Source organism: Pseudomonas sp. Y39-6, assembly GCF_023651955.1.
GTDB lineage: Bacteria > Pseudomonadota > Gammaproteobacteria > Pseudomonadales > Pseudomonadaceae > Aquipseudomonas > Aquipseudomonas veronii.
On record NZ_CP069594.1, the window covers coordinates 4743298 to 4768316 of the forward strand.

Annotated in this window: 26 protein-coding genes; 21 read left to right on the forward strand and 5 right to left on the reverse strand. The window is 56.8% G+C overall.

The window, feature by feature from the left end; genetic code table 11:
• Positions 1–7: 7 nt before the first annotated feature.
• The 12 genes from traD (at position 8) to JN756_RS21520 (ending at position 11992) form a co-directional block, all read left to right on the forward strand.
• Positions 8–2167 carry a type IV conjugative transfer system coupling protein TraD gene (gene traD / locus JN756_RS21465; RefSeq protein WP_201021317.1) on the forward strand — a complete coding sequence of 720 codons (2160 nt, stop codon included), beginning with the start codon at positions 8–10 and terminating at the stop codon, positions 2165–2167.
• 23 nt (positions 2168–2190) lie between these two features.
• Positions 2191–2922: a TIGR03747 family integrating conjugative element membrane protein gene (locus JN756_RS21470; RefSeq protein ID WP_201021318.1), complete on the forward strand. Its 732-nt coding sequence runs from the start codon at positions 2191–2193 to the stop codon at positions 2920–2922.
• Positions 2923–3435: 513 nt separating this feature from the next.
• Positions 3436–4140 (forward strand): hypothetical protein, encoded by a 705-nt coding sequence (locus JN756_RS21475; RefSeq protein WP_201021319.1) that lies wholly within the window; start codon positions 3436–3438, stop codon positions 4138–4140.
• Between the two features lie 381 nt (positions 4141–4521).
• Positions 4522–4857 (forward strand): integrative conjugative element protein, RAQPRD family, encoded by a 336-nt coding sequence (locus tag JN756_RS21480; protein WP_201021320.1) that lies wholly within the window; start codon positions 4522–4524, stop codon positions 4855–4857.
• On the forward strand, positions 4854–5093 hold the full coding sequence (locus JN756_RS21485) for a TIGR03758 family integrating conjugative element protein (RefSeq protein WP_201021321.1): 240 nt from the start codon (positions 4854–4856) through the stop codon (positions 5091–5093). Before JN756_RS21480 ends, JN756_RS21485 begins: the two co-directional genes overlap by 4 nt.
• Before the next feature lie 17 nt (positions 5094–5110).
• The gene (locus JN756_RS21490; protein ID WP_201021322.1) at positions 5111–5482 is read left to right on the forward strand and encodes a TIGR03745 family integrating conjugative element membrane protein; all 372 of its coding nucleotides are present in this window, start codon (positions 5111–5113) and stop codon (positions 5480–5482) included.
• 7 nt (positions 5483–5489) lie between these two features.
• Complete coding sequence (locus tag JN756_RS21495) at positions 5490–5903, forward strand: TIGR03750 family conjugal transfer protein (RefSeq protein ID WP_201021323.1); 414 nt, start codon at positions 5490–5492, stop codon at positions 5901–5903.
• Positions 5900–6541, forward strand: a complete 642-nt coding sequence (locus tag JN756_RS21500; protein ID WP_201021324.1) for a PFL_4703 family integrating conjugative element protein — start codon at positions 5900–5902, stop codon at positions 6539–6541. Before JN756_RS21495 ends, JN756_RS21500 begins: the two co-directional genes overlap by 4 nt.
• A complete protein-coding gene (locus JN756_RS21505) occupies positions 6538–7353 on the forward strand; it encodes a TIGR03749 family integrating conjugative element protein (RefSeq protein WP_201021325.1) in 816 nt (271 codons plus the stop codon). Before JN756_RS21500 ends, JN756_RS21505 begins: the two co-directional genes overlap by 4 nt.
• Positions 7343–8860: a TIGR03752 family integrating conjugative element protein gene (locus tag JN756_RS21510; protein WP_201021326.1), complete on the forward strand. Its 1518-nt coding sequence runs from the start codon at positions 7343–7345 to the stop codon at positions 8858–8860. Before JN756_RS21505 ends, JN756_RS21510 begins: the two co-directional genes overlap by 11 nt.
• Positions 8823–9239 carry a TIGR03751 family conjugal transfer lipoprotein gene (locus tag JN756_RS21515; protein WP_250690850.1) on the forward strand — a complete coding sequence of 139 codons (417 nt, stop codon included), beginning with the start codon at positions 8823–8825 and terminating at the stop codon, positions 9237–9239. The genes JN756_RS21510 and JN756_RS21515 overlap by 38 nt, the downstream gene beginning before the upstream one ends.
• Entirely contained in the window at positions 9239–11992 is a 2754-nt protein-coding gene (locus tag JN756_RS21520) for a conjugative transfer ATPase (RefSeq protein ID WP_250690851.1), read from the forward strand. Before JN756_RS21515 ends, JN756_RS21520 begins: the two co-directional genes overlap by 1 nt.
• 37 nt (positions 11993–12029) lie before the next feature.
• Here JN756_RS21520 and JN756_RS21525 read toward each other — a convergent pair whose 3' ends face one another.
• The 3 genes from JN756_RS21525 to JN756_RS21535 all read right to left on the reverse strand — a co-directional run bounded on the left by JN756_RS21525 (position 12030) and on the right by JN756_RS21535 (position 13644).
• Positions 12030–12764: an ATPase gene (locus JN756_RS21525; RefSeq protein ID WP_201021327.1), complete on the reverse strand. Its 735-nt coding sequence runs from the start codon at positions 12762–12764 to the stop codon at positions 12030–12032.
• Positions 12761–13009, reverse strand: coding sequence for a hypothetical protein (locus JN756_RS21530; RefSeq protein WP_201021328.1), 249 nt, complete (start codon positions 13007–13009; stop codon positions 12761–12763). The genes JN756_RS21525 and JN756_RS21530 overlap by 4 nt, the downstream gene beginning before the upstream one ends.
• A 377-nt stretch (positions 13010–13386) precedes the next feature.
• Entirely contained in the window at positions 13387–13644 is a 258-nt protein-coding gene (locus tag JN756_RS21535) for a LasR-specific antiactivator QslA (RefSeq protein ID WP_201021329.1), read from the reverse strand.
• A 166-nt stretch (positions 13645–13810) separates the two neighbouring features.
• On the opposite strand from JN756_RS21535, the gene JN756_RS21540 reads away from it, so the two are divergent.
• The 5 genes from JN756_RS21540 (at position 13811) to JN756_RS21560 (ending at position 18385) form a co-directional block, all read left to right on the forward strand.
• A complete protein-coding gene (locus JN756_RS21540; RefSeq protein ID WP_201021330.1) occupies positions 13811–14065 on the forward strand; it encodes a helix-turn-helix domain-containing protein in 255 nt (84 codons plus the stop codon).
• 105 nt (positions 14066–14170) lie between these two features.
• Entirely contained in the window at positions 14171–15127 is a 957-nt protein-coding gene (locus JN756_RS21545) for a TIGR03756 family integrating conjugative element protein (RefSeq protein ID WP_201021331.1), read from the forward strand.
• 32 nt (positions 15128–15159) lie between these two features.
• Entirely contained in the window at positions 15160–16506 is a 1347-nt protein-coding gene (locus tag JN756_RS21550; protein WP_442966395.1) for an integrating conjugative element protein, read from the forward strand.
• Positions 16507–16509: 3 nt separating this feature from the next.
• Complete coding sequence (locus JN756_RS21555; RefSeq protein ID WP_201021333.1) at positions 16510–16818, forward strand: hypothetical protein; 309 nt, start codon at positions 16510–16512, stop codon at positions 16816–16818.
• 10 nt (positions 16819–16828) lie between these two features.
• Positions 16829–18385 carry a conjugal transfer protein TraG N-terminal domain-containing protein gene (locus tag JN756_RS21560; protein ID WP_201021334.1) on the forward strand — a complete coding sequence of 519 codons (1557 nt, stop codon included), beginning with the start codon at positions 16829–16831 and terminating at the stop codon, positions 18383–18385.
• 8 nt (positions 18386–18393) lie between these two features.
• On the opposite strand, the gene JN756_RS21565 is transcribed toward JN756_RS21560, so the two are convergent.
• Complete coding sequence (locus JN756_RS21565) at positions 18394–18759, reverse strand: DUF3742 family protein (RefSeq protein ID WP_201021335.1); 366 nt, start codon at positions 18757–18759, stop codon at positions 18394–18396.
• 455 nt (positions 18760–19214) lie between these two features.
• On the opposite strand from JN756_RS21565, the gene JN756_RS21570 reads away from it, so the two are divergent.
• Positions 19215–19544 (forward strand): hypothetical protein, encoded by a 330-nt coding sequence (locus JN756_RS21570; protein WP_102624950.1) that lies wholly within the window; start codon positions 19215–19217, stop codon positions 19542–19544.
• Positions 19545–19674: 130 nt separating this feature from the next.
• Positions 19675–20634 carry an ArdC family protein gene (locus JN756_RS21575; protein ID WP_201021336.1) on the forward strand — a complete coding sequence of 320 codons (960 nt, stop codon included), beginning with the start codon at positions 19675–19677 and terminating at the stop codon, positions 20632–20634.
• Positions 20635–20762: 128 nt separating this feature from the next.
• On the opposite strand, the gene JN756_RS21580 is transcribed toward JN756_RS21575, so the two are convergent.
• Positions 20763–20960 carry a DUF7740 domain-containing protein gene (locus JN756_RS21580; protein WP_201021337.1) on the reverse strand — a complete coding sequence of 66 codons (198 nt, stop codon included), beginning with the start codon at positions 20958–20960 and terminating at the stop codon, positions 20763–20765.
• Positions 20961–21180: 220 nt separating this feature from the next.
• Here JN756_RS21580 and mobH point away from each other — a divergent pair, with 220 nt between their 5' ends.
• Together mobH and JN756_RS21590 are read left to right on the forward strand one after the other, a co-directional pair.
• Positions 21181–22920, forward strand: a complete 1740-nt coding sequence (mobH, locus tag JN756_RS21585; protein ID WP_201021338.1) for a MobH family relaxase — start codon at positions 21181–21183, stop codon at positions 22918–22920.
• Positions 22917–24983: a hypothetical protein gene (locus JN756_RS21590; RefSeq protein ID WP_201021339.1), complete on the forward strand. Its 2067-nt coding sequence runs from the start codon at positions 22917–22919 to the stop codon at positions 24981–24983. The genes mobH and JN756_RS21590 overlap by 4 nt, the downstream gene beginning before the upstream one ends.
• The last annotated feature ends 36 nt before the right edge of the window (positions 24984–25019 follow it).

Sequence of the window (25019 nt, forward strand, 5' to 3'; positions counted from 1 at the left end):
CCAGGTCATGGCCAAGCATGCGATGGAGTCCAAACTCCGGCCAGCAGTGGAGCTGTACACCGTAGCGATCTGCATCGCTGCTGCAGTGTTGTGCGTGTACTCGCCCTGGGCCGTGGCCCTGTCACCCGAGATCGGACTGGTTGCAGCGCTGGCCTATGCCCTGTTCGGCCTTATCCGGCTACGACAAGCCTGGGAGGTGCTGCGCTATCGGCGCAATATCCGTCGGCTGCCCCGCTACGAACTGACCAGCCGACAGATTCCTGTCAGCCGTAAGCATTTGTTTATGGGCCTCGGCTTTCGCTGGACTCGCCTGCACACCCAGCGCCTGGTCGAGGCCCAAGATCCGGCTGTCGCACGCTATGTCGATCAACCAACCCACTACCGCTTGGCTCGTGGACTCGAACGGCGCCTGGAACATGCACCGTATCCACTCTCGACACTGGCACGTGTCACTGCCTGGGACAATACCTTCAATCCGTTGCGCCCGTTACCTCCAGTAGGCGGCTCACCACTGCTACATGGGGTCGAGCCCGATGAAACGGAGGTCAGTCTGCCACTGGGCGAACGGGTCGGGCATACCTTGGTGCTGGGCACCACCCGTGTCGGCAAAACACGGCTCGCCGAGGTATACATCACCCAGGACATTCACCGCCTCGAGCACGAGGTAGTCATCGTCTTCGATCCTAAGGGCGATGCCGACCTGCTCAAGCGCATGTACGTCGAAGCCCGGCGAGCCGGCCGGGATAAGGAGTTCTATGTTTTCCATTTGGGTTGGCCGGAGATCTCTGCCCGCTACAACGCCGTGGGACGTTTCGGACGCATCTCGGAGGTGGCTTCACGCATCGCCGGACAACTCAGCGGTGAAGGCAACTCTGCGGCCTTCCGTGAATTCGCCTGGCGTTTCGTCAACATCATCGCCCGTGCACTGATCGAACTGGGCCGACGCCCGGACTACCTGCAGATCCAACGGCATGTGGTCAACATCGACGCACTGTTCATCGAATACGCCCAGCAGTTTTTCGCCAAGACCGACCCGAAAGCCTGGGAAGTGATCGTCCAACTCGAAGGCAAGCTCACCGAGAAGAACATTCCCCGGCATATGATCGGGCGCGAAAAGCGCGTGGTGGCCATCGAGCAGTACCTGGCAGTGAAGCGGGTATTCGATCCGGTACTGGACGGACTGCGTTCCGCGGTGCGGTATGACCGCACCTACTTCGACAAAATCGTTGCTTCGCTGCTGCCGCTGCTGGAAAAACTCACCACCGGCAAGACCGCCCAGTTGCTGGCCCCCAACTACACCGATTTAGATGACCCGCGACCAATCTTCGACTGGATGCAGATCATCCGAAAACGCGGGATCGTCTACGTCGGTCTGGATGCGCTGACCGACGCAGAAGTGGCCGCCGCCGTGGGCAACTCCATGTTCGCCGATCTGGTCTCGGTGGCTGGGCACATCTACAAGCACGGTATTGACCATGGCCTGCCCCAGTCGGGCAGCAGCAGCGATAAGCTGCCAATCAACCTGCACGCCGATGAGTTCAACGAGTTGATGGGTGATGAATTCATCCCGCTGATCAATAAGGGCGGTGGCGCCGGCATTCAGGTGACGGCCTACACCCAGACCCTCAGTGATATCGAAGCGCGAATCGGTAACCGCGCCAAGGCCGGCCAGGTCATTGGTAACTTCAATACCTTGCAGATGCTCCGCGTGCGCGAGACCGCCACCGCGGAGCTGCTCACCCAGCAGTTGCCCAAGGTCAACGTGCTAACCAGAACCCTGGTGTCGGGTGCGACTGACACCTCCGATCCTGAAGCCAATACAGACTTCACTTCATCCTCGCAGGACCGTGTTAGCAGCACCAGCGTGCCGCTGATCGAGCCAGCTCATATCGTCAGTTTGCCCAAAGGGCAAATGTTCTCCTTTCAGGCCGGTGGTCAGCTGTGGAAAATCCGCATGCCGTTGCCCAAACCCTCCAACGACGATGCCATGCCCAAGGATCTGCAGGAGCTCACTCAACGGATGCGGGCGGCCTACAACGAGCAGGCCGGGCAATGGTGGAGCACAAGCGGCGGCGGTCCAACGCTCGACTTTGATCCAGATCGAGTAGGAGTGCCACGCTCTGTCGAGGCGGGGGGCTCGAGTGCTCCCACTCAGGAGGCGCCGTGACGACGTCAGCCCCGGAGTAAAGGATGGCGACTTCAGCTAACAGCCCCCCGCCGCAACCGATCCAGCGCCCAGGGCTGATTGTCTCGGCGATTGGCTCGGTCTTGCACATCATCGGCTTGCTGTTCGCCTCGCTGCTGTTCTCGATCCTGATCGAGTTCGCTGGCCTGCTACTGTTCTGGGGCGATCAAGGCTGGAGGCACAGTCAAGCGATGCTGAATAGCGAACTAGGCTGGCTCAGTGAGCACTTCAAATCGTCACTAATCATCCAGCAGCCAGGGCAAACGGTTGTCCAGGTGCTGGATTTCCTCTACCAGTGGCTGCTGGTCAAGACCGGCTTTGCGGACTTCGCCCAGCAAGCGCGGGTATCGGGCCAGGGCAACGGTTTCTGGGGCTGGATCAATCAGCTCTACATAAGCATTGAGGACTTTGTGCTGGCGGCGATGTATGTCACCTTCACCTTCGTGGTGCGCCTGATTATTCTGGCCCTGGCCACACCGCTGTTTTTGCTGGCCATGTTCACCGGTTTTGTGGATGGCTTGATGCGCCGTGACCTGCGTAAATTCGGCGCGGGGCGAGAAAGTAGCTTCGTCTATCACCGAGCTAAACGAGCAGTGATACCACTGCTAATCGTGCCCTGGATCATTTACCTGTCCCTGCCCTTTTCGATCAATCCAATGGCGGTATTTCTGCCTTGCTCCGTGTTGCTTGGGGTGACCATGGCAATCACGGCGGCGACGTTCAAAAAATACATCTGACGCTGCAATGATGCGTGTTCAATAGTGAAAGACCCACTTTGATCGATAGGCTTCAGCAAAGCGTTGGTCACGCACTACCACCAGCAATGCTCCGAGCAGATTAGTTCCGAGCTTGAGTTTTGTAGGACGGTGGGGATCGGGTCTAGCACAATGTCATCTACGCCATTTTTACGGCTGAAGGTATAGATGTTCCGTCCTACGTATCTCGACGTCACCGATATCGGCCACCCAGTTGGCCCAATACTGCCCATATACGCTACCTAACTATAGATGTTGCTGGTGAACTCCTCTGAGGAACACTCCGTCGTCAGGTTGAAGCCCCCCTAGCTGGCTATTGGCTGGAGCCGCATCAGGTTTTGCTCTAGCTCTTCTTGCTGTGTGACAAGTTACAATAATTTGCCCCGCTCGCCGGTTCTCCCGTGACAACGTCGCGCACGTCCAATAGATTACTCGGCCCGAAAGGCTCAGTGCTTTTCGTGCCTCAAGCCTAGTTAATGAAATAGCGAAATTTCAATGCCTGATTCCCATACCGATGAAGCCGTAATCCCCTCGTCCTTCAAGGCCGAATACGAAAAAGCCATCAATCTTTCAAAGCATGTGCCTCAAGCCAAAACCATCAGCGAGATGGTCCTCGATACCTTCCACACTTCGAAAGAGAGCGACCAGATTCGCGAACTGCGCGCGGCGATTCGCCAGGCACATGACAGTTTTGACGACGACAAAGCCTACGAGCTCATGGGTGTGCTCAAGCGTCTCAAGGACGAAGAAGCCGCCGATATCGCAGCCTTGGAAGACCTGAGCACTAAATTCCCTATCAGCCGGATTCTGTCGAGCTATAAGGACGACCCAGCTTTCCAAGAGCTGGTCTACGGCCTGGCGCTCAAAGTGCTAAATCATACCCATCAAGCCATCAGCAACCCTAGTGCCGGCAAGGGCAAGGTCCTTCGCGCCAAGAAAGAGGTCGAAGTGTTCACCATCAGCAAGGACGGCGCGAGCGTCATTTTGCCAATGCGCACGCCGCGCTCGAAACCGAATATGGACCGTGAAGCGTATGAGTTCCTCGGCTTTGCATTCATGGGCCACGGTGACCTGGCCGAACTGCAAAGCGAAATTTTTGTGGATGGCGAAGGTGCAGAGCAAGCCGCCACTCGCAAGAACATCGTTACCGCCATTCAGCAACAGACAGCATTTGAAGGGTATAACATTACTCAGCAGTAATCGCTTGCGGAGTCTTTAGGGCTGCAGCTTCCCGAAGGGGCAGAGTTATTTCTGGTAGAGGCCATCGCCTCCTGCTCAAAAATTAATCTGTCCCTTTGCTTTTTTGCGTTGGCCATTCCCCGCGCTCATGATTACGCGTTCTCAATCAGCTACTGGTGAGAGCCGACGGTTTCAAGCTTCCTGGCAAATACCGTTGTCAGCAAATGTCATTGAGAGTGAAATACACCCAGCCTCAACTCTCTACGGCGGTCGAAGGCCAGATAGCTGTAAGTAAATTCTCCAGTAATTTTTCATAAAAGCGATTCATCACACCTCAGGTTTCTTACTGAAGAATTCGACCTCTAACTTGATTCTGTTCCCAGATCCATATGGGCCAGCATCATGCCAACTACCGTCTTTCGCTGCTTGTTACTACTCTCGGTGACTATCGTCCATAGCAATAGCTATGCCGCCTCCGCCCATGAGCAGGGTCAGTTCAGTCTGATTCTGCAGCAACTCGACACTATCGAACGCCTTGCAAGGCAAGCTGAGGCAGCCAGTACGGCTGAACCCGACGATCGCTATCGCTTCGACTATCCCCGGCTGACTCAGGACATCCGACGCATCCGCCAAGGTGTACAGGACTATCTGTCCCCCTCTCGTGCTCAACCTCGCGATCCTGGTGAGCTGGTCGGCGATTACCGCCTCGACACGCCGCACGCGAAGCCCTCGCCATGAGCATGACTGACGCGCAGAGCTCAGCGTTCCAAAACGCCTCGGGCTTCTCGCCGCAGAGCAGTTCGACGCTCTGGCTGTCCCTGGTTCTGGTCCTGGCTTTGCTGTGGTGTGCCTGGGTGATGTGGACGGCTTACCGGGGATGGGCAGCAGGCAGTGTGCGCTTCGGCGCGTTTGGCGGCAGCGCCGCGCGCGTGCTGCTCACATTGTTGGTCCTGATGTTCTTCACCCTTTCCTAACCCCGGAGATCGCCGTCATGCTCAAGTGCCTTGTCCCCCTGAAAAACAACCTGCGTGATCGTGCGAGCCAGCGCTTGATCGGTCTGCTGCTGGTGCTCGGTCCAAGCCTGGCTTTTGCCCAATTACCCACCATGGAAGCCCCTTCGCGCGGCGAAGGTTCCGGGTTGATCGAGACGATCAAGAACTACGCCTATGATGGCGGCATCCTGCTCGGCCTGCTGATCGCCCTGCTCGCGTTTCTCGGTGTGGCTTGGCACTCCCTAACCGTCTATGCCGACGTGCAGAACCAGCGTAAGACCTGGAAAGACCTCGGCGCCGTAGTCGGCATCGGCGCCCTGCTAGTGGTGATCATCATCTGGTTCCTGACCAAGGCTGCCGCGATTCTGTGAGGTGGGGATGAACGACGCTATCGAACACCTTGCCGACGGAACCTTGGTCTTTCTACCAGAGCGGCTCAATCGTGATCCTGCCGTATTACGCGGTTTGACCAATGATGAGATGTGGATTGCTTTAGGTACCGGCGCAGTACTTGGCCTGCTTCTGGGCGTTCCTCTAGCGATCGCCAGCACTTCCATTGCCGTGGCGCCGACCAGCATGATCGCAGGCATGGCCGTGGTGTTATTTGCCGGTGGCACGCTTTTGCGTCGGGCCAAACGGGCCCGCCCCGAGACTTGGCTGTACCGCAAACTCGAATGGGTACTCGCCAGCCGTTGGCGTCTAAACCGCGGGAGTTTAATCCTGCACTCCGGCGCCTGGACGGTCCGCCGTTCGCGTCGACTGCGCCCTGCCCTGTCCCCGTGGCAACCATGAGCCGATTTCGGAACAAGGTGGATGCCCAACAGGCCCATATCTTCAGCCTGCGTCTGGCGGTAATTATCCTCGCCCTGGTCTGTGCCGGACTCTGGTATGGCTGGCGCTCGGCACCGACCGATCTGACTGTGCATGTACCACCGGATCTGCGCTCGGGCAGCACTCGCAAGTGGTGGGATATCCCCTCAGAGAATGTCTATGCCTTTGCCCTGTACATCTTCGGTCAACTCAACCGCTGGCCCTTGGATGGCGAGCAGGATTATCGCCGCGCTATCTATGGCTTGCAGTCCTACCTGACACCCTCCTGCAAGGCCTTCCTCGATGGCGACTACGAGTACCGCAAAGCCGCCGGCGAACTGCGCCAGCGGGTGCGTGGCGTCTACGAAATTCTGGGCCGAGGCTACAGCGAAGATCCGGAACTCAGGGTCAAGCAACTAGATCGCGACAGCTGGCTGGTCAAGCTCGACCTCAACGCCGATGAGTATTACGCCGCCGAACCGGTGAAACGGGTGGTGGTGCGTTATCCATTACGCGTGGTGCGTTTTGATCTGGACCCCGAACGCAATAAGTGGGGGCTTGCACTGGATTGTTATCAGGGCACTCCGCAAAAAATCTCCCTGCCTGGAGTTGAGCCATGAAGCGGATTTTTACCCTGGGACTCATCGTTGCACTGATGCTATGGGGAGCTGCAGCGCAGGCCGTCGAGCTGATGCACTGGGAGCGCCTCCCCCTCGCGGTCCCGCTGGTAATCAATCAGGAGCGGGTGGTCTTTGTCGATGAGAATGTTCGAGTCGGTGTGCCCTCATCCCTGGCGGGCAAGCTGCGTGTGCAATCAACCGGCGGCTCACTGTACCTGCGCGCGTCGGAAGCCATTGCCCCGACCCGACTGCAACTGCAATCGGTCGCGACCGGCGAGATCATCCTGCTGGATATCGCGGCTACGCCTAGTGATCAACCGCTGGAGCCCGTGCGTATTCTCAAGAATGCTCCGGTGCAGGCTACCGAGACGGAATCTAGCACCGTCCCTGTTCCAGCGCGTACGCCGATCCCGGTCGCTTTGACGCGCTACGCCGCGCAAAGCCTGTATGCGCAGCTGCGCACCGTCGAGTCCCTACCCGGCATACGCCGCGTACCGCTCAAGCTGCGCACCGAACTGCCAACCCTGTTGCCGACCGAAAACGTGTCCAGCATACCCATCGCCGCCTGGCGACTCGGTGATTACTGGGTGACAGCGGTGAAGTTGCGCAATCATGGTTCGGAGACGGTGCAACTCGATCCTCGCCGACTTCAGGCAAAGCTGTTCGCCGCATCATTCCAGCATGTTTTCCTCGGGCCTGTTGGAACCGCTGAAGACACCACAGTCGCCTACCTCGTCACCCGCGGCGCAGGTCTCGAACAAGCAGTCCTATTGATCCCATCTGTTACGCAAGGTGGCGGCCATGAACGCTAACGCACTGCTCAAATGGCTGGTACCGGGTGCGCTACTGGCCGTGGTACTGATCATCCTGAAAACCTGGGTCGCGGATGGCACTGGCAGCATGCCGAAAATATCAGGCGACCAGCAAAATATTGCTCTGTCTTCCGAACAGGCCAAGTCTCTAGGCATCGCGGGTGATACCCCCCGCGACACTGTCGCCACTCTGGTCGGCCAAGTGAAGGCGATGCGCAGCGATATGCTCGGCCTGAAGAAACAAAATGATTCGCTACAAACCGAGAACAACCGCCTGCGAGAACGGGAAAACAGTGTCGATTCGCGCATTCAGACCGCGCTCGGCAGTGTGACCCAGCAGGTCGACGAGGGCCGCCGACAAGCCAACGAAGCCCGACTCAAAGCTGAACAAGACAGTCGTCAGGCCCATGGGCTGCTGACAAAGTTGCAGGATCAGTTGTCCGGGCTGACCGGCAAGGGTCAGGATCTGCCGATCGGACTGGGGCTTCAGCCGGGCGATGGCGCTCAGTTCGAGGGGCCCCATCCTGCCGGTGACACGATACAGTGGATTGAGCCCTCGGATGCTCTGGCCACCGACGCCCGAGGCAAAGCCAAGACCTCCTCCGCACTGAGCCTGCCTACCGCCTTCAACTCGCTGGAAGGCCTGAAAGACAACGCTATTGATCGCAGCCAGAAACAGTTGCGTGCGGTCACCAAGAGTGAGCGTGACCTGACGCGATCCGTTGACCGTACCGACGGCGCAAAACCGATCTACACCATTCCCGAAAATGCCACGCTGATGGGCTCGGTCGCCATGACCGCGCTGATCGGCAGAATTCCAGTGGACGGCACGGTGAATGATCCCTACCCCTTCAAGGTACTGGTCGGCTCCGAGAACCTGACTGCTAACGGTATCGACCTGCCAGACGTCGCGGGGGCCGTGATGAGTGGCACGGCGTCCGGTGACTGGACCCTGTCTTGCGTGCGCGGGCAAGTCGAGTCGATCACCTTTGTATTCATAGACGGCACCATCCGCACGGTGCCTCAGCCACAGGCAATAGCCAGCCGCAATGCCTCCGTCACCCAGAGTTCGAACACCGACAAGATCCGCGGTGGACTCGGCTACCTGTCCGATCCGTATGGCATTCCTTGCATCGCTGGCGAGCGCCGGTCGAACGCCCAGCAATACCTCGGCAGCCAGAGCCTGGTCACCGCAGCCGGTGCCGGTGTCGCCGCCCTACTTGGGCATGAGCAGAACAACAGCAGCGTGATCAGTTCGGGCGGCAGTACGCTCGGGGTCACCAATAGCACTGGTAACAGTGCACTGAATTCAATCCTCAGTGGTGGGGTCAGCGACATCCGCGAGTGGGTCAACAAGCTGTATGGCGAGGCCTTTGCCGCCGTGTACGTGCCACCCGCCGCACAAGTCGCACTGCACCTCGACCATGAGATCACCATCGACTACGAGCCCAAGGGCCGGAGTGTTCGCCATGAACAAAACCATGCCTCCCTGCCTGACCTGGATTAGCTTGCTCTGTTTGGTCTTGGCGGGGTGTTCCACCGACAAGGAGGCGCTGCTGCCCCATGGCGAGCAAACCATGCTGGACATCTGGAACGCCGCCGGTTCGCAAGGCACTCAGCAGCAACTGCTGGATGCCCGGCAGCAGTTACGACGACCGCTGGCTCAGGCAGACCTCTCCGCATATTTCCAGGAACCGTACACCCGCACAGTAGCGAATGAGATCCGCAGCCTATTTCCCCGCCTACCCAATCCCGATCTGGTGCTGTACGTATATCCCCACTTGAGTGGAACCGAGCAGGCGCCGGTCCCGGGTTACTCGACGGTCTTTCCGTTTTACCAACGCGTGCAGTACGCGCAGCCCGGTGAACGTCAGGAAGACTTGTAGTGCGTACCGGCGATTCGGGCAACCGCACTCCTGCGTGGAAAGCCTGGCGCAACCCATTGCGCCCTCGGGCCACCCTGGCCGATGAAGCCGCACTGTACGCGCACAACCCCAGCTTCACCGATCACCTGCCTTGGGTCGAATACCTCGACACCGAGCAGTGTTTTCTGCTCGATGACAATCGTTCGGTGGGTGCGGTGTTCGAGTTACTACCCATCGGCACCGAAGGGCGAGAGCCCGATTGGCTGATGGCAGCCCGTGATGCCCTTGAGGATGCCCTGCAGGATAGCTTTGACGAGCTGGATCAAGCGCCTTGGGTGGCGCAGTTTTTCTGCCAGGACGACAACGATTTCACCCCCTACCTGAACCGGCTCACTGGCTATGTTCAGGATAGCGCGCGAGGCACGGTCTTCACTGAGGCGTATTTGGAACTCAGCCGCCGTCATCTGAAGGCCATCGCCAAGCCTGGCGGTCTGTTTGAGGATAAAGTGGTGACACGCCTGCCCTGGCGTGGCAATAACCGCCGGGTGCGCCTGGTGGTCTATCGCTGGCTTGAGTCTGACGCTGAGGAGGCAGGACTCACCCCGGTGCAATCCCTGCATCAGGCTTGCGAACGTATCGCGGCTTCGTTGCAGGCGTGCGGGGTGCAATCGACGCGAGTCGATGGCCGAGGTCTGTATGCCTGGTTGTTGCCCTGGTTCAATCCCGCCCCCAGGCTCACCGATGAAGCGCCCGAGGAGTTCTACCGCCGCGTGGCCTATCCGGAGTCGGGCGACGGTGAGTCGCTGGATCTGCCCTTCGATCATGACTTTTCCGAGCGGCTGTTCTTCAATGAACCGCGTTCGGATGTGCAACACGGACTCTGGTACTTCGACGATCAGCCCCACCGGGTCATGGTGGTGGACAAACTGCGCCGGGCACCGTTGATTGGTCAACTCACCGGAGAAACCCGTAAGGGCGACGCAGTGAATGCGTTATTCGACCAGTTGCCTGAAGGTACGGTGATGAGCCTGACCCTGGTGGTCAAACCACAGGATGTACTCGAGGACCAGTTAAACCGCCTGGCGCGCAAAGCCATCGGTGAAAATCTGGCCTCGACCCAGACTCGTCAGGATGTTGAAGAAGCCCGAGCGATCATCGGCCGCCAGCACAAACTGTACCGGGGAACGCTGGCGTTCTATGTACGCGGTCGTGATCAACAGCAGTTGCACCAGTGCACGGTAAGCCTTGCCAACGCACTGTTGGGGGCGGGTCTGCAGCCAGTACGCGATGGTGACGAGGTCGCGGCCTGCAACAGCTACCTGCGATGGTTGCCGATGATCTATAACCCATCTCTCGACACACGCAACTGGTACACCCGCCTGATGTTCGCCCAGCACCTGGCGAATCTGGTGCCGGTCTGGGGTCGCAGCACAGGCACAGGCCATCCGGGCATCACCCTGTTCAACCGCGGCGGTTCGCCGCTGAGCTTCGATCCGTTGTCACGACTGGACCGGGCCATGAACGGCCATCTGCTGTTGTTCGGCCCGACCGGTGCCGGTAAGTCGGCCACCCTAGTCACCCTACTGATGCAGGTCATGGCGGTGTATCGCCCTCGCCTGTTTATCGTCGAAGCTGGCAATTCGTTTGGTTTGCAGGGTGACTACTTCGCGACGCTGGGATTGTCGGTCAACAAGATGCAGCTAAAACCTGGCGCCTCAGTCAGTCTCGCCCCCTTCGCCGATGCCTGGCGCCTGGTCGAGCAACCGGATCAGGTGGCGAGTCTGTCGATCGATGAGCTGGACGAAGAGGCGGTAACCAGTCGCGAAGACCAGCGCGATATTCTCGGCGAACTGGAAATCACCGCCCGACTGATGATCACGGGCGGCGAGGCCAAGGAAGAAGCCCGCCTGAGCCGGGCCGATCGCAGTTTAATCCGCGAGTGCATTCTCGATGCGGCGCAGACGTGTGTCTCGGCGGGCAGACAGGTACTGACCCGCGACGTGCGCGACGCCTTGCTGCGCGTCGCCGCCGACACGCACTTGCCGGAGAAGCGTCGTGAGCGGGCCCAGGAAATGGGCGAATCCATCGACCTGTTCTGCCAAGGTTTCGAGGGTGAACTGTTCGATCGCGCGGGCACGCCTTGGCCCGAGAGCGATGTGACCATTGTCGATCTCGCCACTTACGCTCGCGAAGGCTACGAGGCACAGATGTCCATTAGCTACATCAGCCTGATAAACAACGTGAACAACCTTGCCGAACGCGACCAGTACCTGGGCCGACCGATCATCATGGTCACCGATGAGGGCCATATCATCACCAAGAACCCATTGCTGGCGCCATTCGTGGTCAAAGGTACAAAAATGTGGCGCAAGCTCGGTGCCTGGTTCTGGTTGGCGACGCAGAACCTTGCCGACTTTCCAGCTGCCGCGCAGACCATGCTCAACATGATTGAGTGGTGGATTTGCTTGAACATGCCGCCAGCGGAGATCGAGGAGATCGCCCGTTTCAAGAAGCTCACGCCGGCGCAAAAAGCCTTGTTGCTCTCCGCCAGCAAGGAGCCAGGCAAATACACCGAGGGGGTCGTGCTGTCGAAAAAGCTCGAAACGTTATTCCGAGCGGTCCCACCGAGCCTCTACCTCGCCCTTGCCATGACTGAGCCCGAAGAAAAGGCAGAACGCTGGACATTGATGCAAGAACACGGCTGCTCGGAGTTGGAAGCTGCCTATCGGGTAGCTGAGCGCATTGATCAGGCCCGTGGAATAGAGCCAATATAAGGAGGAAAAGTGCATCCGGCGTTGGCCAACCCGGCAGCTAACCGTTGAGCACTTTTTCAACGTAGGCATCCATGAACCAGCCAGGGACCTCGTCAACCTTGAACTCAAGGTCAGTCCCATCCGTGACTTCGGCAAGCAGCACGAGGTCGGCACCGGAGTTATCAAATATGTAGGCCCGGTTCGAAGCGGCAATAGCCGCAGGCAGCAGGCTCAGGCAACGGCCATAACGCTGGACAATTTTCTCTATGGGAACTGGATGCCCACCTGCCGCAACACGGTTCCTGACCCTGTTGATATTGATGTCAGGGTCGTCAGTTGCCACAAAGTAGAGGTAGGTTCGGTATCCAGACTCTCTCGCCTTGAGCATAAAAGCGATTTTGTCGTCGCTGGACATCACCGTTTCGAAGGTGAAAGACAGCTGTTTTTCGAGAAGCTTGTTCCGAATGAAGTCAGAGAGCACCGAGGCAAAATAGGAGTTCATCGCGACCGTCTGGAAATTCAGACCGTTGCTGCTAAAGCCTATTTTGGCCACTTCCTCATCTAGCTGGGAGGACCTGACCAGTCGATGTTCCCTAAGGAAAGCGAGGACTTCATCGCCCTCAGCTTCCAATTGAAAATCACTGAACTCCAGACGGCCGCTCTCTTTGGCAGCCTTCTCGATTTCATCCGGGTTAATGTAGATGCCGATCAAGTGTGAAGGGATGGCACTTTTCATCGTGCTCTTGCCGGAGCCGTTGGGTCCAGCAAAGACCCTCAACCGAGGAACAGTCATGAGCAGAGGCGCACCTTGATTACGCCACCCAGAGTCACTTTGTGCCTGGGTTTGGCCACCCGAATGACCTTGTGCTGACCGTCGGCAGTCGTTTCAACAAGCATGCCGTTCACGACCTCCATCACACTGCGGCCGGCAGCCAGCGCGTTGATATAGGCGGTATTGATGGCGCCTTCAGCCATGACCGGGATCTTATCCTCTAGTCGGCTCACCAGATCGTCACTCAACACTCGTTTGGCTTTCATATCGCGCTCCACGTTCTCAGAGCGTGCAGAATCTGCACTGAATCAGAATCTTAGCTACGTAAACCTGTTTGTAACAGGGCGAAAGCTACTTCTGTCAGTCCCCATTCTAGAGGAATGGCGTCTGGAACCATACCTTTCAAGAGATTTTCCCGTTCGATGCGGGACCGGCTGCATTTGAGGCATGTACCGGTCTTCGTGCAACGCCCAAATAAGGGAAGCGAACTCCCCCACCAAGCATTTCAGCCGCTGGACAAAAATGCGCCTCCTAGACGCCCCCGGTCTAGGCCTGCAATCTGCTGGTTTGTGCGATGTGGTCAGGTTGAATGCAAGCGGGCGATCAAGTCGATCGTAACCGCCCATGACCATGAGCTACAAGGTTACTGTGTCACGCTCCGAAGCCGTTGCTGAATCCTCAATAAAAAACCTGCTTCAAAAGCGTCCTGGCAGTCCCCCATAGGAAAGGTCTTGCGAGCTTGCGCCAGTTCCCACCACAGCGGGACCTCACTGTTTGACTCAAGCCAAGCCTGAGCGCATTGCACGCCACGCTCGATCATCGGTGCAAATTCGCTGCCCCACGGAGTCAGAATGCTTGCGCAACCGTCTGCAGCCGGAATTGAAATGTAGTTTTCGTCCATACACACCCTGAGTTTCTAATTTTATTGTTAGATGCTGGATCAGCCTCGAAATCATAAAAACCAAATGAACGCTCGATAACAGGCATCAGCATGGAATCACCGAGATCAACGCAAATGTAGACTATATCCCGTGGATTGAGAGTCCCTCGAGGCGCAATTTGCGCGCATGACTCAAGACTACGAACAGCTTCGCCTGCAACTGGCGGAGAACATCCGCTTGATGCGGCGCGTGAAAAAACTTACCCAAGAGCAGTTGGCACTCATGGCCGAGGTCGATCGCACCTACGTCAGTCAAATCGAACGATGCACGGGCAATCCATCGCTGCTGGTACTGTGCAAGCTCGCCAATATTTTAGAAATAACCGCAGATCAACTGCTTACAGAACCAGACACCCTTCGCAACTCCATTCACGTCAAATAATAGTCTCACGTCTCACAAATCCGATACATCCACCTTCATTTTTTCCACTGACAGTCTTCCGCCCGCAACCGAACCTGCCCAGGCCATACACCAAGAGCCTGGATCATGCCTGTTGCCTGCTCGTCAATCCCGCCCACAAAGCTACGGCCCTTGGCGCTGAGCGTCCTGCTAGCGTGCGGCCCAAGCGTGGCGCTGGAAACCGGCAGCATCACGTCCTCCGTGCTTTCGCCAAATTGTCTTGACTACAGGGTCGTCGGCATTTGTTTCTGGCTCCTCTGCACGCCCTTCGGCTGCACAGTCAAAACCTCGACCAAGGTTCGTCATTTCATTCCTGAACTGGTGGTTTCGAGCTATGCCAACACCGGCAGTAACCCCTGGACCGAGATGGCCGCCCTCTCCAGCCCTATCAGCGGCGCGGAGGGTGGCGGCAACCTGATCACGCCGAACGCCCGCCGCGACAACCTGCCTCGCTTCAAGAACGTCGATGGCATCGGCCACCCCGGTGGCTGGATCGCAACGCAACTGGCTTCGCAATCCGGCTATGCCTGCACCAGCGGTGCAACTGCATTCATGCCTTACTATCTGAGTACCCTGGACTCACTGGCCTGGCGCCATGGCATCCCGGAAAGTGTCTACCCCGAGTCGCTCATGCCGGGGATCCGTGAAGTCGGTCGTCAGGCCTCGGGAAACATGTGGGGCAACGTTTATCCCCGGCAGGGCTTTCTGGTACAGCCCGACGATTTCAAGGCGGCCGCAGTCATGGCGCAACGGGCCGGCGATGTGATTACCCGCAACTGGCAGCCGCATGTGTACTTACCACTCACGCCCTCCAAACGCGACGGCTACTGGCCGCCTGGCCCGATCGTTGAAAACGACGCTTCGACCCACAAATGGCAATTGCTCTACCCTCAGGTTCAGCCCACGTGCGCCATCTTCCCCAGCGATCCGGTACAGAGCGCGGATGGCGGCTACGCCTGGTCGCTGTGGCGTCCCTATAGCTGCTGCAAACGTGAGGGACAGACCTTCCTGTTCAGCATCGACTTCGAAGGAGGTGCGTCATGAGTCGGTTTTTCACGCGACCATGGTTCGGCGTGATGAGTCTGTTGCTCTGTGGACTATTGGCCATGGCCACGCATGTCCCCGCCGCCGAGGGCGATTACCGCCTGGGTACCCAGGGCGAAGTACTCGACGACCGGGTGATGTACACCATTGGTGGCGGCTCGGCAGTCGGCTCACCGAGTTCGCTCTACCGACCCAGTGGCCTTGGCACCGGCGTATCCTGGCGAGCGAACATGATGTGCGGAAACATGAGCCTCACCAATACCCTGCAGAACCAGCTGAACGGCGTCACCGAAGGTTTCCAGCAGATCATGGGCAGCATCGTGCAGAACGCGACCCAAGCGGTGATGTCGCTACCGGCGTTGATCATCCAGCGCGCCAACCCCGGCCTCTACGAGTTGTTGAGCAACGGGGTGATGCAAGGCCGCATCGACTTCGATCGCTCCAAACTGACCTGCCAAGCCATGGCCGAGAAGATGGAGGACAAGGTCGGTCAAGCCGGCTGGGGTGCGCTGGCCAAGAACCAGGAGATGCAAGGCAATCTGGAGCAAACCGGCGGTGATGCGGTGGCTGCGGTGAAAAACACCGAGGCCCGTAACGGCAACAATGGGGTGTCCTGGGTCGGCGGCCAGAAGGCTGGAGGTAGCGGGCAGACACCCATCCGGGTGACTTCCGACGTGGTGCGCGCAGGCTACAACCTGCTGCATAACCGGTCGGTGGATGACAGCACCTCGATCAGTAGCAGCGACTGCTTAGGCGGGGCTATTTGCCAGGCATGGACCTCGCCCCAAGAGGAATCCGAATGGGCTGTTCGCGTGTTGGGCGAGAGCGAAGTCTCGACCTGCGACACCTGCGAAACCCTTCGTGCGACCGCTGGCGGCGGACTGACGCCGCTGATTCAGGAGGCCTACAGCGAGCGACTGAAAGCCTTGCAAGGGCTGCTGTCTGGCTCACTACCCCCCACCCCTGACAACCTGGCTAAAGCCTCCAGCCCTATGCTGCCGGTAACCCGTGGTGTGATTGAAGCCCTGCGCGACGATCCCGACCAGGATCTGTTGGCACGGCGCCTGGCCAGCGAGACGGCCCTGTCCAGCGTACTCGACAAGGCGCTCCTGCTACTGCGTACCCTGCTGGCGGGCAGTCACGAACCGAACATCGCCTCCGCCGAGCCCGCCCAAACCGCCTTGACGAAAAACATCGACGTCCTGGAGCGCGAAATACGCCTGCTGCAGACCGAACTGCAGGTCCGGCAGATGCTGGCCACCAACACCGCCAGCCTGGTGCTCGATCGGCATGCCGGCGGTGCTGATGCTTCGCGCACCGTCGAGCAAGGCGACCCTGAGCCGGGCCGACTCAATGATGCTGACGCCAGGCGCAAGTGAGCCATGAAACGCTCACCGTTTTTCACTCTGCTTTCAGGTCTGGTGATTGCTGCGGTGATGATTCTGACCGCAGCACTGGTCGCCTGGATCGGCCGCACTGCGCTGGGTAGTTTCGAGGTCTGGCAGCAGGCATTCGAATCCGCACGACCTTATCTGCGGTGGTGGCGCGCCCTGCTCTACGCCGCCCTCTTTGCGCTCTGGTGGGATCTGCTTCGGCGCTACCGACATCGACCACAGGATCGACTGCGCGTGAAACGCATCGGAGCATTAGGGCTCGTGCTCTTTACCTGCGTCGAACTCACCCGACTGTGAGGTCACCACCATGCTCATGAGCACAAACAGCTACCTGGAGTTTTACCTCTCTCTGCTGGCCTGGATCATCAACAACGGCCTCTGGAGTGTCCTGTCCGACACCGGGCTATTCGCCGCGCCCTTTGGTGCAATAATCTTGCAGGAATGGTTGTCTGCCCGCCAGCAAGGCGCGGATGAAGGCAACAAGGGACTGCTCTCGGTGCCGCGGATCGAGAACCGGTTGTGGCTGGCCTACATTGTCGTGTTGTTCGGTTGCGCGCCTGTGTTTCCGTTGAGCCTCTCGTCAATGACGTTCGATGATGCGGCGAGTCAGCGCTGCGGCGTGAGTGTGGCCAAACCGACGGAAACCGCCTGGGGGACGACCTTCAATACTATCGGCGAACGCTCCGCCAATGTACCTATCTGGTGGTTTCTGGTGCATGCCTTGAGTAAAGGTGTGACCGCGGCGGCCACGGCTACCATCCCCTGCGCACCGAATATCCGGCAGATGCGCATGGAGATCGACAGCTCGCGCATCGATAGCCAGGTACTGCTGCAGGAAGTCGCCGACTTCACCCGCGACTGCTATGGCTATTCCCGTTCTCGGCTGTTCACCAACCGCCCGCAGCTGGATAAGGCACAAAGTCATGATGCCTCCTGGATCGGCTCAAACTATTTTCTCGATACGCCCGGCTACTACGATACGGATCGTTCACGCACGCCGCGAGTCAGTTGGCCCTATGATGAAAGCCGCGATGTCTCCTTGCCTCGATTAGAGAATGGCGCGGGCTATCCCACCTGCAAGCAGTGGTGGAGCGATAGCGGTGTCGGGTTGCGCGAGCGCTTGACCCAGCAGGTCGATCCTTCGCTGCTGACTCAGCTGAAAGGTTGGTTGACTGGCCGTTCGAGCAACGAGATCGAGGATGCCACCCTGCGCGAGCTGGTCAGCCCGCGCCAGCAATCGATGTCCATGTCGCCCGGACAGGTGTACCAGGACTATGGCTCCAGTGCTCGCGGCGGGTCGATCAATCAGGGGCTCAATAACCTGGCCACCAACACCGGGCTAGCCCTCGGTTCCTTCAGTAATTTTCCCGCAATGAATGCGCTACATGCCGCCCTGCCGATGGTGCAGGCTTTCCTGATCATGGGCGTCATCATTAGCTTGCCGTTAATTCTGTTGGTCAGTACCTACCAGTTGAAGACCGTCATGACAGTGACATTCGCTCTGTTCACCTTGCATATGCTGAGCTTCTGGTGGGAGCTTGCTCGCTGGGTCGACTCCAGCATGCTTGATACCCTGTACAACCAGGTTTCGGCTTCCAATCAGGTACTGTTGTCGCTGCCCACATCCGGGTTTATGGAGGGGACGGTCACGGCACAGGTAATTGAGTATGTGATGGGAGCGATGTTTATCGTGTTGCCTATGGTCTTTCTAGCGGCAATGAGCTGGGCCGGATATAGCGTAGGTTCAGGGGTAGAGGGAATGCTCAGCCGGGGAACCCACTCTGCGCAGGCAGCGAGCTCTAGCGGGAGCTCTCAATTGATGAGCGGAGCAAGAATTATTTCAGGCAAATCGGGCTCAAAATAACCACGAGGCTACTTCAGAGAACCCCATTTATCGTACCGCTCAGGCCAAGACGTTCTATGCATTGGATCATCGAGATCGTCAATATCTGGAGTGTCTGAATCTTGAACTGGGATAGCTGCTAATGCGACGAATGTGCACATCAGCACAAACAACCAGAAGCTAACAAAAAGAAATGCTCCGAGCAGAGCCAACTGGGCAGTCAAAAAGCTCCCGCGAACAAGTAATTTAGCTGCGGGCATACCTGCCGTCTCCGCACGCTCAACCACGCGGGATTCAAACGTTTTCAACTTACGGTAACCACGCTTCACCGACATACCACAGGCGTACACCCAGCGGTGGGCACGTGAATCCTGAACAGGTTGCTGAGTCGGCATGGTCTCGCCCTCTTCTGAGCGTTTTCATGGTTGAGACAGGAGTAATAGCCTACTACTGAAAACGGCCCGTGCCTGACCGCTTATCAGTTTGCCCAGCCGAAAAATCTTCACTGGAAGTCAGAAGACAAGCCTCGTGAGCCAGCCTCTCGATAGTGATTGACCCGTATCAATTGTCCGGCTAAATACAAGGTACAGATCGCTGTTATCAACAGCACCTGCCCAGATAGCCAGAGCCTTCAAGGCTACGTCACTTCGGTGATGGTTCTCCCCAAGTGCGATTAGCGTTCGGTAGCTCGCACGGTGACCGCCACTGCGGTGATGAACGCCTACTGCTCTCCTGAGCGCCTTTCGAGCTCTGCTCATGAGGTAAGCCCTTTTGATTTTCTTCAACCCACTGCGGGGAAGTCTTTCCCCGCACGGGACAGGTTTCTTCGCGTTTTCAACGGAGAAATACCATGCCCGACTCACTTACACCGGAAACACTGAACACCCTTCGGTTGCCCATCGTGTTCACTCCTGGCGCGTGGCAACGTGCAGTACTGCTCGAGCGCTCCGATCACTCTGAGAAGCTGAAGGTCAATCGGCTGAGCAACGTATTGCGCGCAGCCTTCGAAGCCCACCTAGCCTATCCACACGACCCCTATGTGCTGTTCGATGTAGTCCACATTGAACCAACAGATCACTTAGACCACGACCCGTTGCTGCAATTGAGTCTGAGCCTACTCCAAGAACCTGGTCAGCCTGGCGCCTTGCTGATAGCGCTTGCAGGAGAACACCAGCGCTAAGCGCAATTAGCGGCGCCACCTCCACATTCGGACGGCATGCAAGACCTGCATCAATCCAGTACATCACCCAACCGGGGAACCCTCCCCAACGGGCACGGCGTTCCTCCGTTTTTCCCTCGAGGAAATTGCCATGCGCGATATCTACCAAGACGTAACTGACAAGATCGTTACCGCGTTAGACCAAGGCGTTGCTCCCTGGATCAAACCCTGGTCCTCAAGTGGCTCAGTTGACATCGGTCATCAACCCTACCCCATCAACGCCATCACGCGACGTCCGTATTCGGGCATCAATTTACCGCTGCTCTGGGCCGAGGCCAGGTTGCAGGGGTTCACTCAAGATCGTTGGCTGACTTTCAATCAAGCCAAAAAAGCTGGCGGGCACATCCGTAAGGGTGAGCACAGCACCCTGGCGGTGCTCTACAAGCCGATGGAGCGCGAGGAACAGACCGAGTCAGGCCAACCCGTACTCGATGAAAACGGTCAGCCCAAGGTCACTCATTTCGGCATTCTCAGGACACATTCTCTGTTCAGCATAGAACAAACGGAGGGGCTCGAAATGCTCAATGAAACCCTGCTCGAGACGGAACAAAGTGATCCCTTCCAGCCCAACAGCGCCGCGGAAAATCTGCTGTTAAGTTCAGGTGCACGCATCGTTCATCGGCCTGCCGACGAAGCCTTTTACCACCCGATCAGGGATCTCATCCAACTGCCGACAAAAGCACAATTTCACGATGAAGGCGGGTACTACGCCACGTCACTTCATGAGCTGACGCACTGGACCGGGCATCACTCTCGGTTGCAGCGCGAAGGCATGACGTCAGCCTGTCCGTTCGGCTCGCCAGGCTACGCGTTTGAGGAGTTGATCGCCGAGATGGGCGCTGCTTTTTTATGTGCCTACGCCGGTATACAGGGGGAGCTGCGACACGAGGGCTACATCGACTCCTGGCTCGGCCTGCTCAAGGCTGACAAACACGCGATCTTTCGCGCCAGTGGTCAGGCTCGAAGCGCCTCGGAGTATGTACTCAACCTGGAGCAGCAACTGAAGCGAGCGGTCTTGGACGACTCACTCTGCATGAACGATGGAGTTTGATCGTTACCTCACCGCTGCAATCGCATCACAGGGCCCAACGCGAGTTGGGCCCTTTTTTCTGCGCCCAGAAAACCCCATGCCGCGGGGCTCTGATGCAAAGAGTCAGGGATGGGCACACCCGCACCCTGTCATTCCGCATCCAGGTTCTGCACCAGAAAATCCACCAGCTCGAGCGGACCTCGGCTATCGATTACCTTGTAGATCAGATCACGCTTACTGCGCGGCAACTTCTTGACCACGCTCTTCGCCGAGGCCCGGACGGCTTCGTCGGTCCCATGGATACGTGCCGCGAGCAGCAGCACGAGCGTGGCGTCAGTGAGGTTCATGGCAAGACCCAAAAAATAGGCACCGCAGTGTACCGACTCTTGTCTTTGCCGTACTAGCCCCAACAAAACGATTCCTAGCCGTATCCATATTCCGATTGCCGCGCAAAGGGACACGCGCCAAAAGGACGGTAAGGGTTGGAAAGGAATGGGGGGGCAAGGGTAAGAGCCCTATCCGAAAAGGCTAAAAGGCCACTGACCCAGCCACTTCCCGGAGGTCACAATGCTCAGCCTGTTTCGCCGCAAAAGGCAGAAGCCCTCTCCGCCACTGACCGTCAACGTCGCCGAGGGTTACCTGCCCATCGAGTCGGCTCACAGCTTGTTAGCTGCGGAGCACCGCCGCCAGTTGCTCGATCGCATCTGGCAGTACACCGCCCTCTCCCACGCGCAGTTCATCCAGCTCTATTTAAATCCGATCCATCGCTACGCCGAACAGGTCCAGCAACTCCCGGCCAGCGAGACCCACCACCATGCGTATCTCGGCGGTATGCTCGACCATGGACTGGAACTGGTCGCTTGCAGTTTGAAACTGCGTCAGTCGTATCTGCTGCCCACCGGCGCTGCGCCCGAAGACCAGGCCGCCCAAACTGACGCCTGGTCGGCGGGTATTGCTTATGGCGCCCTGCTGCATGACGTCGGCAAGATCGCCGTGGACCTGCTGGTCGAGCGCCAGGATGGCCGTCTTTGGCACCCTTGGCAGGGTCCGCTGGATCAGCCCTACCGCTTTCGTTACCTCAAGGGTCGTGACTACCACCTGCACGGTGCCGCCGCCAGCTTGCTCTACACCCAAATTCTTGACCGACCTATCTTGGATTGGCTCAGTGGATTTCCGTCACTGTGGGCCAGCTTGCTGTATGTCCTGGCGGGTCAATACGAACGTGCCGGCGTGCTGGGCGAATTGGTCATTCAGGCCGACCGCGTCTCCACCGCACAGAACATTGGTGGCAACCCGAGCAAGGCGCTGCAAGCGCCGATTCATTCGCTGCAACATCACTTGATCAGCGGACTGCGTCATCTGGTTCAATACGAGCTGAAACTCAACCAGCCAGGTGCCGCGGGATGGCTGACCCAGGACGCACTCTGGCTCGTCAGCAAGACGGTCACGGACAAGCTGCGAGCCTATCTGCTGTCGCAATCGATTGAGGGCATCCCCTCCTCAAACATCGCCGTGTTCGACGAACTGCAATCGCATGGATTAGTCGAGTCGACTCCAGAAGGCAAAGCCATCTGGACCGCGCTCGTGGCACAGGGAAACTGGCAGCAGACCTTTACCTTTTTGCGCCTTCAACCGGCGTTGATCTGGGGGAACGAAGACCGCCCAGAAGCTTTCAGCGGAACGGTGAGCGTGGCAGTCGATGACCACCCGACTGACGCTCCGGTATCACCACCAGCCCCCAAGGCTGTCAATACAAAGTCAACTCAAAACCCATCGCAGCCAGATCCCATGGCGCTGGAGGATGCCGACTACCTCGGAACGCTATTGGATATGTTCGAAATGGGTGAAACCGAGGCGCGTGATACGCCGTCACAAAATGCGTTCGAAATATCAAATCCCACTTCGGACAACCCTGGCCAGGCATTCCTGAATTGGGTCAAGGCAGGCATCCAGAGCCACAAGCTGATCATCAACGACAGCAAGGCTAAAATCCACACAGTGAGCGGCACCGTGCTATTGGTCACACCAGGTCTGTTCCAACGCTACGCGCAGGAGTTTCCTGGCATCTCACAAAGTGTCGATCAAGAGATTGAAGAATGGCGTTGGGTACAGAAGCAGTTCGAGAAACTGAAGGTCCACAGGAAGCATGAGGATGGCTTGAACATCTGGACGTGCCAAATCGAAGGTCCTCGGAAGAAAGCTACCCTGAAAGGCTATCTACTTGAAGAACCAATGCTATTGTTTGAAACAATGCCATCCGACAATCCCTTTCTTAACATAGAAAAGTTAAAAGAGAACAAACTATGAAAAAAACAATGGAAGCCCTCGACATTATACACTCTCTTTTTGATCATGTTCACTCATCTACATTTGAGACTCTAAACCATTCTCGCGAGGATACAATGAAGCTGATTGAAACCTGGGTTTCAAATCGAGAATCGTTGCCGACAGATAAACAACTCGTTCCAAAGTTTTCTCAATTTATAGTCTCTGCATGGGCACTGAATGCTGCCCAAGATAATGGTGAGTTAAGTGAAATGGGGGACTGGATAGGCTGGTCACTATCGGATTCAATCACTAACGAACACACGCAAACTCTGAATATAGATAGGCTTATTGAATTCCACACCTCACCATCCATCAACACTTGGATAGGTTTCATGCCAACCATGGTCGCTTACCTAGCAGGCTTCTATTACTACGCCCGAGAGCGCAGCGCGATGAAGTTGATTGCAGAAGAATTCTGGACCCTATCGGTCAAAACATTTCACCAAGTTATGAATCAGCATCCCGACCTGATCGACCCTCCTGAGATATTTCTCGGCGTATGTATGCTCTGCTGGGCGGGAAAAGAATCGCCAGATCATGCCCGAGAGTTCGCGCCTTACATTGAAAATCTAATCGAGAGTGAGGTGCTACCCGGAAGAATAAAATCGTTATTATGCCTTTCTCTTGCAACAACTGCAGGACAATTTTCTAGCCTACAGCCACAGGTCTGGGCAGAAAGAGCGTTGACTGAGTTCGAAGGGTATCTTGTTGGAGAGCAAAAGCTCCAAATGATGGCATCTCTATTTCATTGGAACGAAAAATATTTGTCTGCGGAACCGATCCTAGCTGAGATGGAGCTGGTGCAAGCAAAGAACCGCAGCACGTTGGGTGAAATTAGATTCCTGCGTGATGCGGCGTTGAGGATCGGCGCCGTCCAACCTTACTTCGCGAAATGCATGGCCACTGCCGACACTAAGAATATTTTAGAAGGCCTTCAAAACTGGTATCAAATTCGTCATCCCGGAGAAGAGCTATCACCAGAGAAAATTCTTGTCACAATGCCATTCGGCGAACATAGTTCCACAGCCGTTTTAAATGAGAAAAAGTACGAAGTCTTACGTAACAATCAAACTTTGCTTGAGAGAGTTGTTAATTTAACAAATGCATTTCTTGGAACGGCGAAGACTGTCGCTTACGCCGACAACACAAAGTTAGTTATACCTGACCGACCTGGAGTGCCGAACCAGCAGAAGCAGGAAACCTGGGATGCAGCATTGCTAGACTCTTATTGCCCGCAGAATATTTTATTTGATGAAGAGCCGTTGTGCCAGCTCATTTTTGCTACCGAATGCCACCCGATTCAAGCTACTCAGCTTTTAGCATGGGGTAAGACTTGGCCGATTGCAGCGTCCTTGTCTAATCCTCGACCAGACCGTAAACCAATGCGGGTTGCTTTATGGAGCGGTGGGGGAAGTATGACGGAAAAGATGGAGATCGAATTGGTCAAACATATCTTTCAAAAATCAGGGGCTAGTGTGGAAGTTTTTGAACCCACAAATTGCTCACTTGAAGACTTTATCACCGCTTATCAAGATCCAAGCTTTGATATTTTTTGGGTAATGTCCCACGGCGAGTTCGATCATTGGTCGCCAAAAGACGTAAAATTGCAAATTTCCCATGAAGGACAGAGTGCAGCACTAAAGGATATTTGGGGAAAAGCCCCACCAGAAAAATTTCGACGCCTACTAGTTCTAAACGTATGCGATGGAGCCCGCTTTGAGGAAAGAGGTCTTCTCCCAAAAATAGGTCTCGCGGCAGGTCTAGCTGGTCCCGAGCAAGCTACGATTTCTCATTTGTGGCCAGTGATGGGCTTCCCATCCGCTGCATTTGGCGTTTACCTCGCCCATTTTTTAATGGTTGACCGCTCCTACTTTGAAGCTTATCAAGAGGCAGTCAAAGCACTTCAAATGTCAGCGGTAAGTATTGCAGATGATTTACGCAATCGCTACGGCAATGAGTTTGAGCTAGTACAAAAGCTGGCCAATCGTGATGAAGACTATTCGATAATGCAAATTTTCGGTTCTGCCGCCTTCTATCAATGACTAAAAACCACAATCGTAAAAGGTGATTGTTGACCT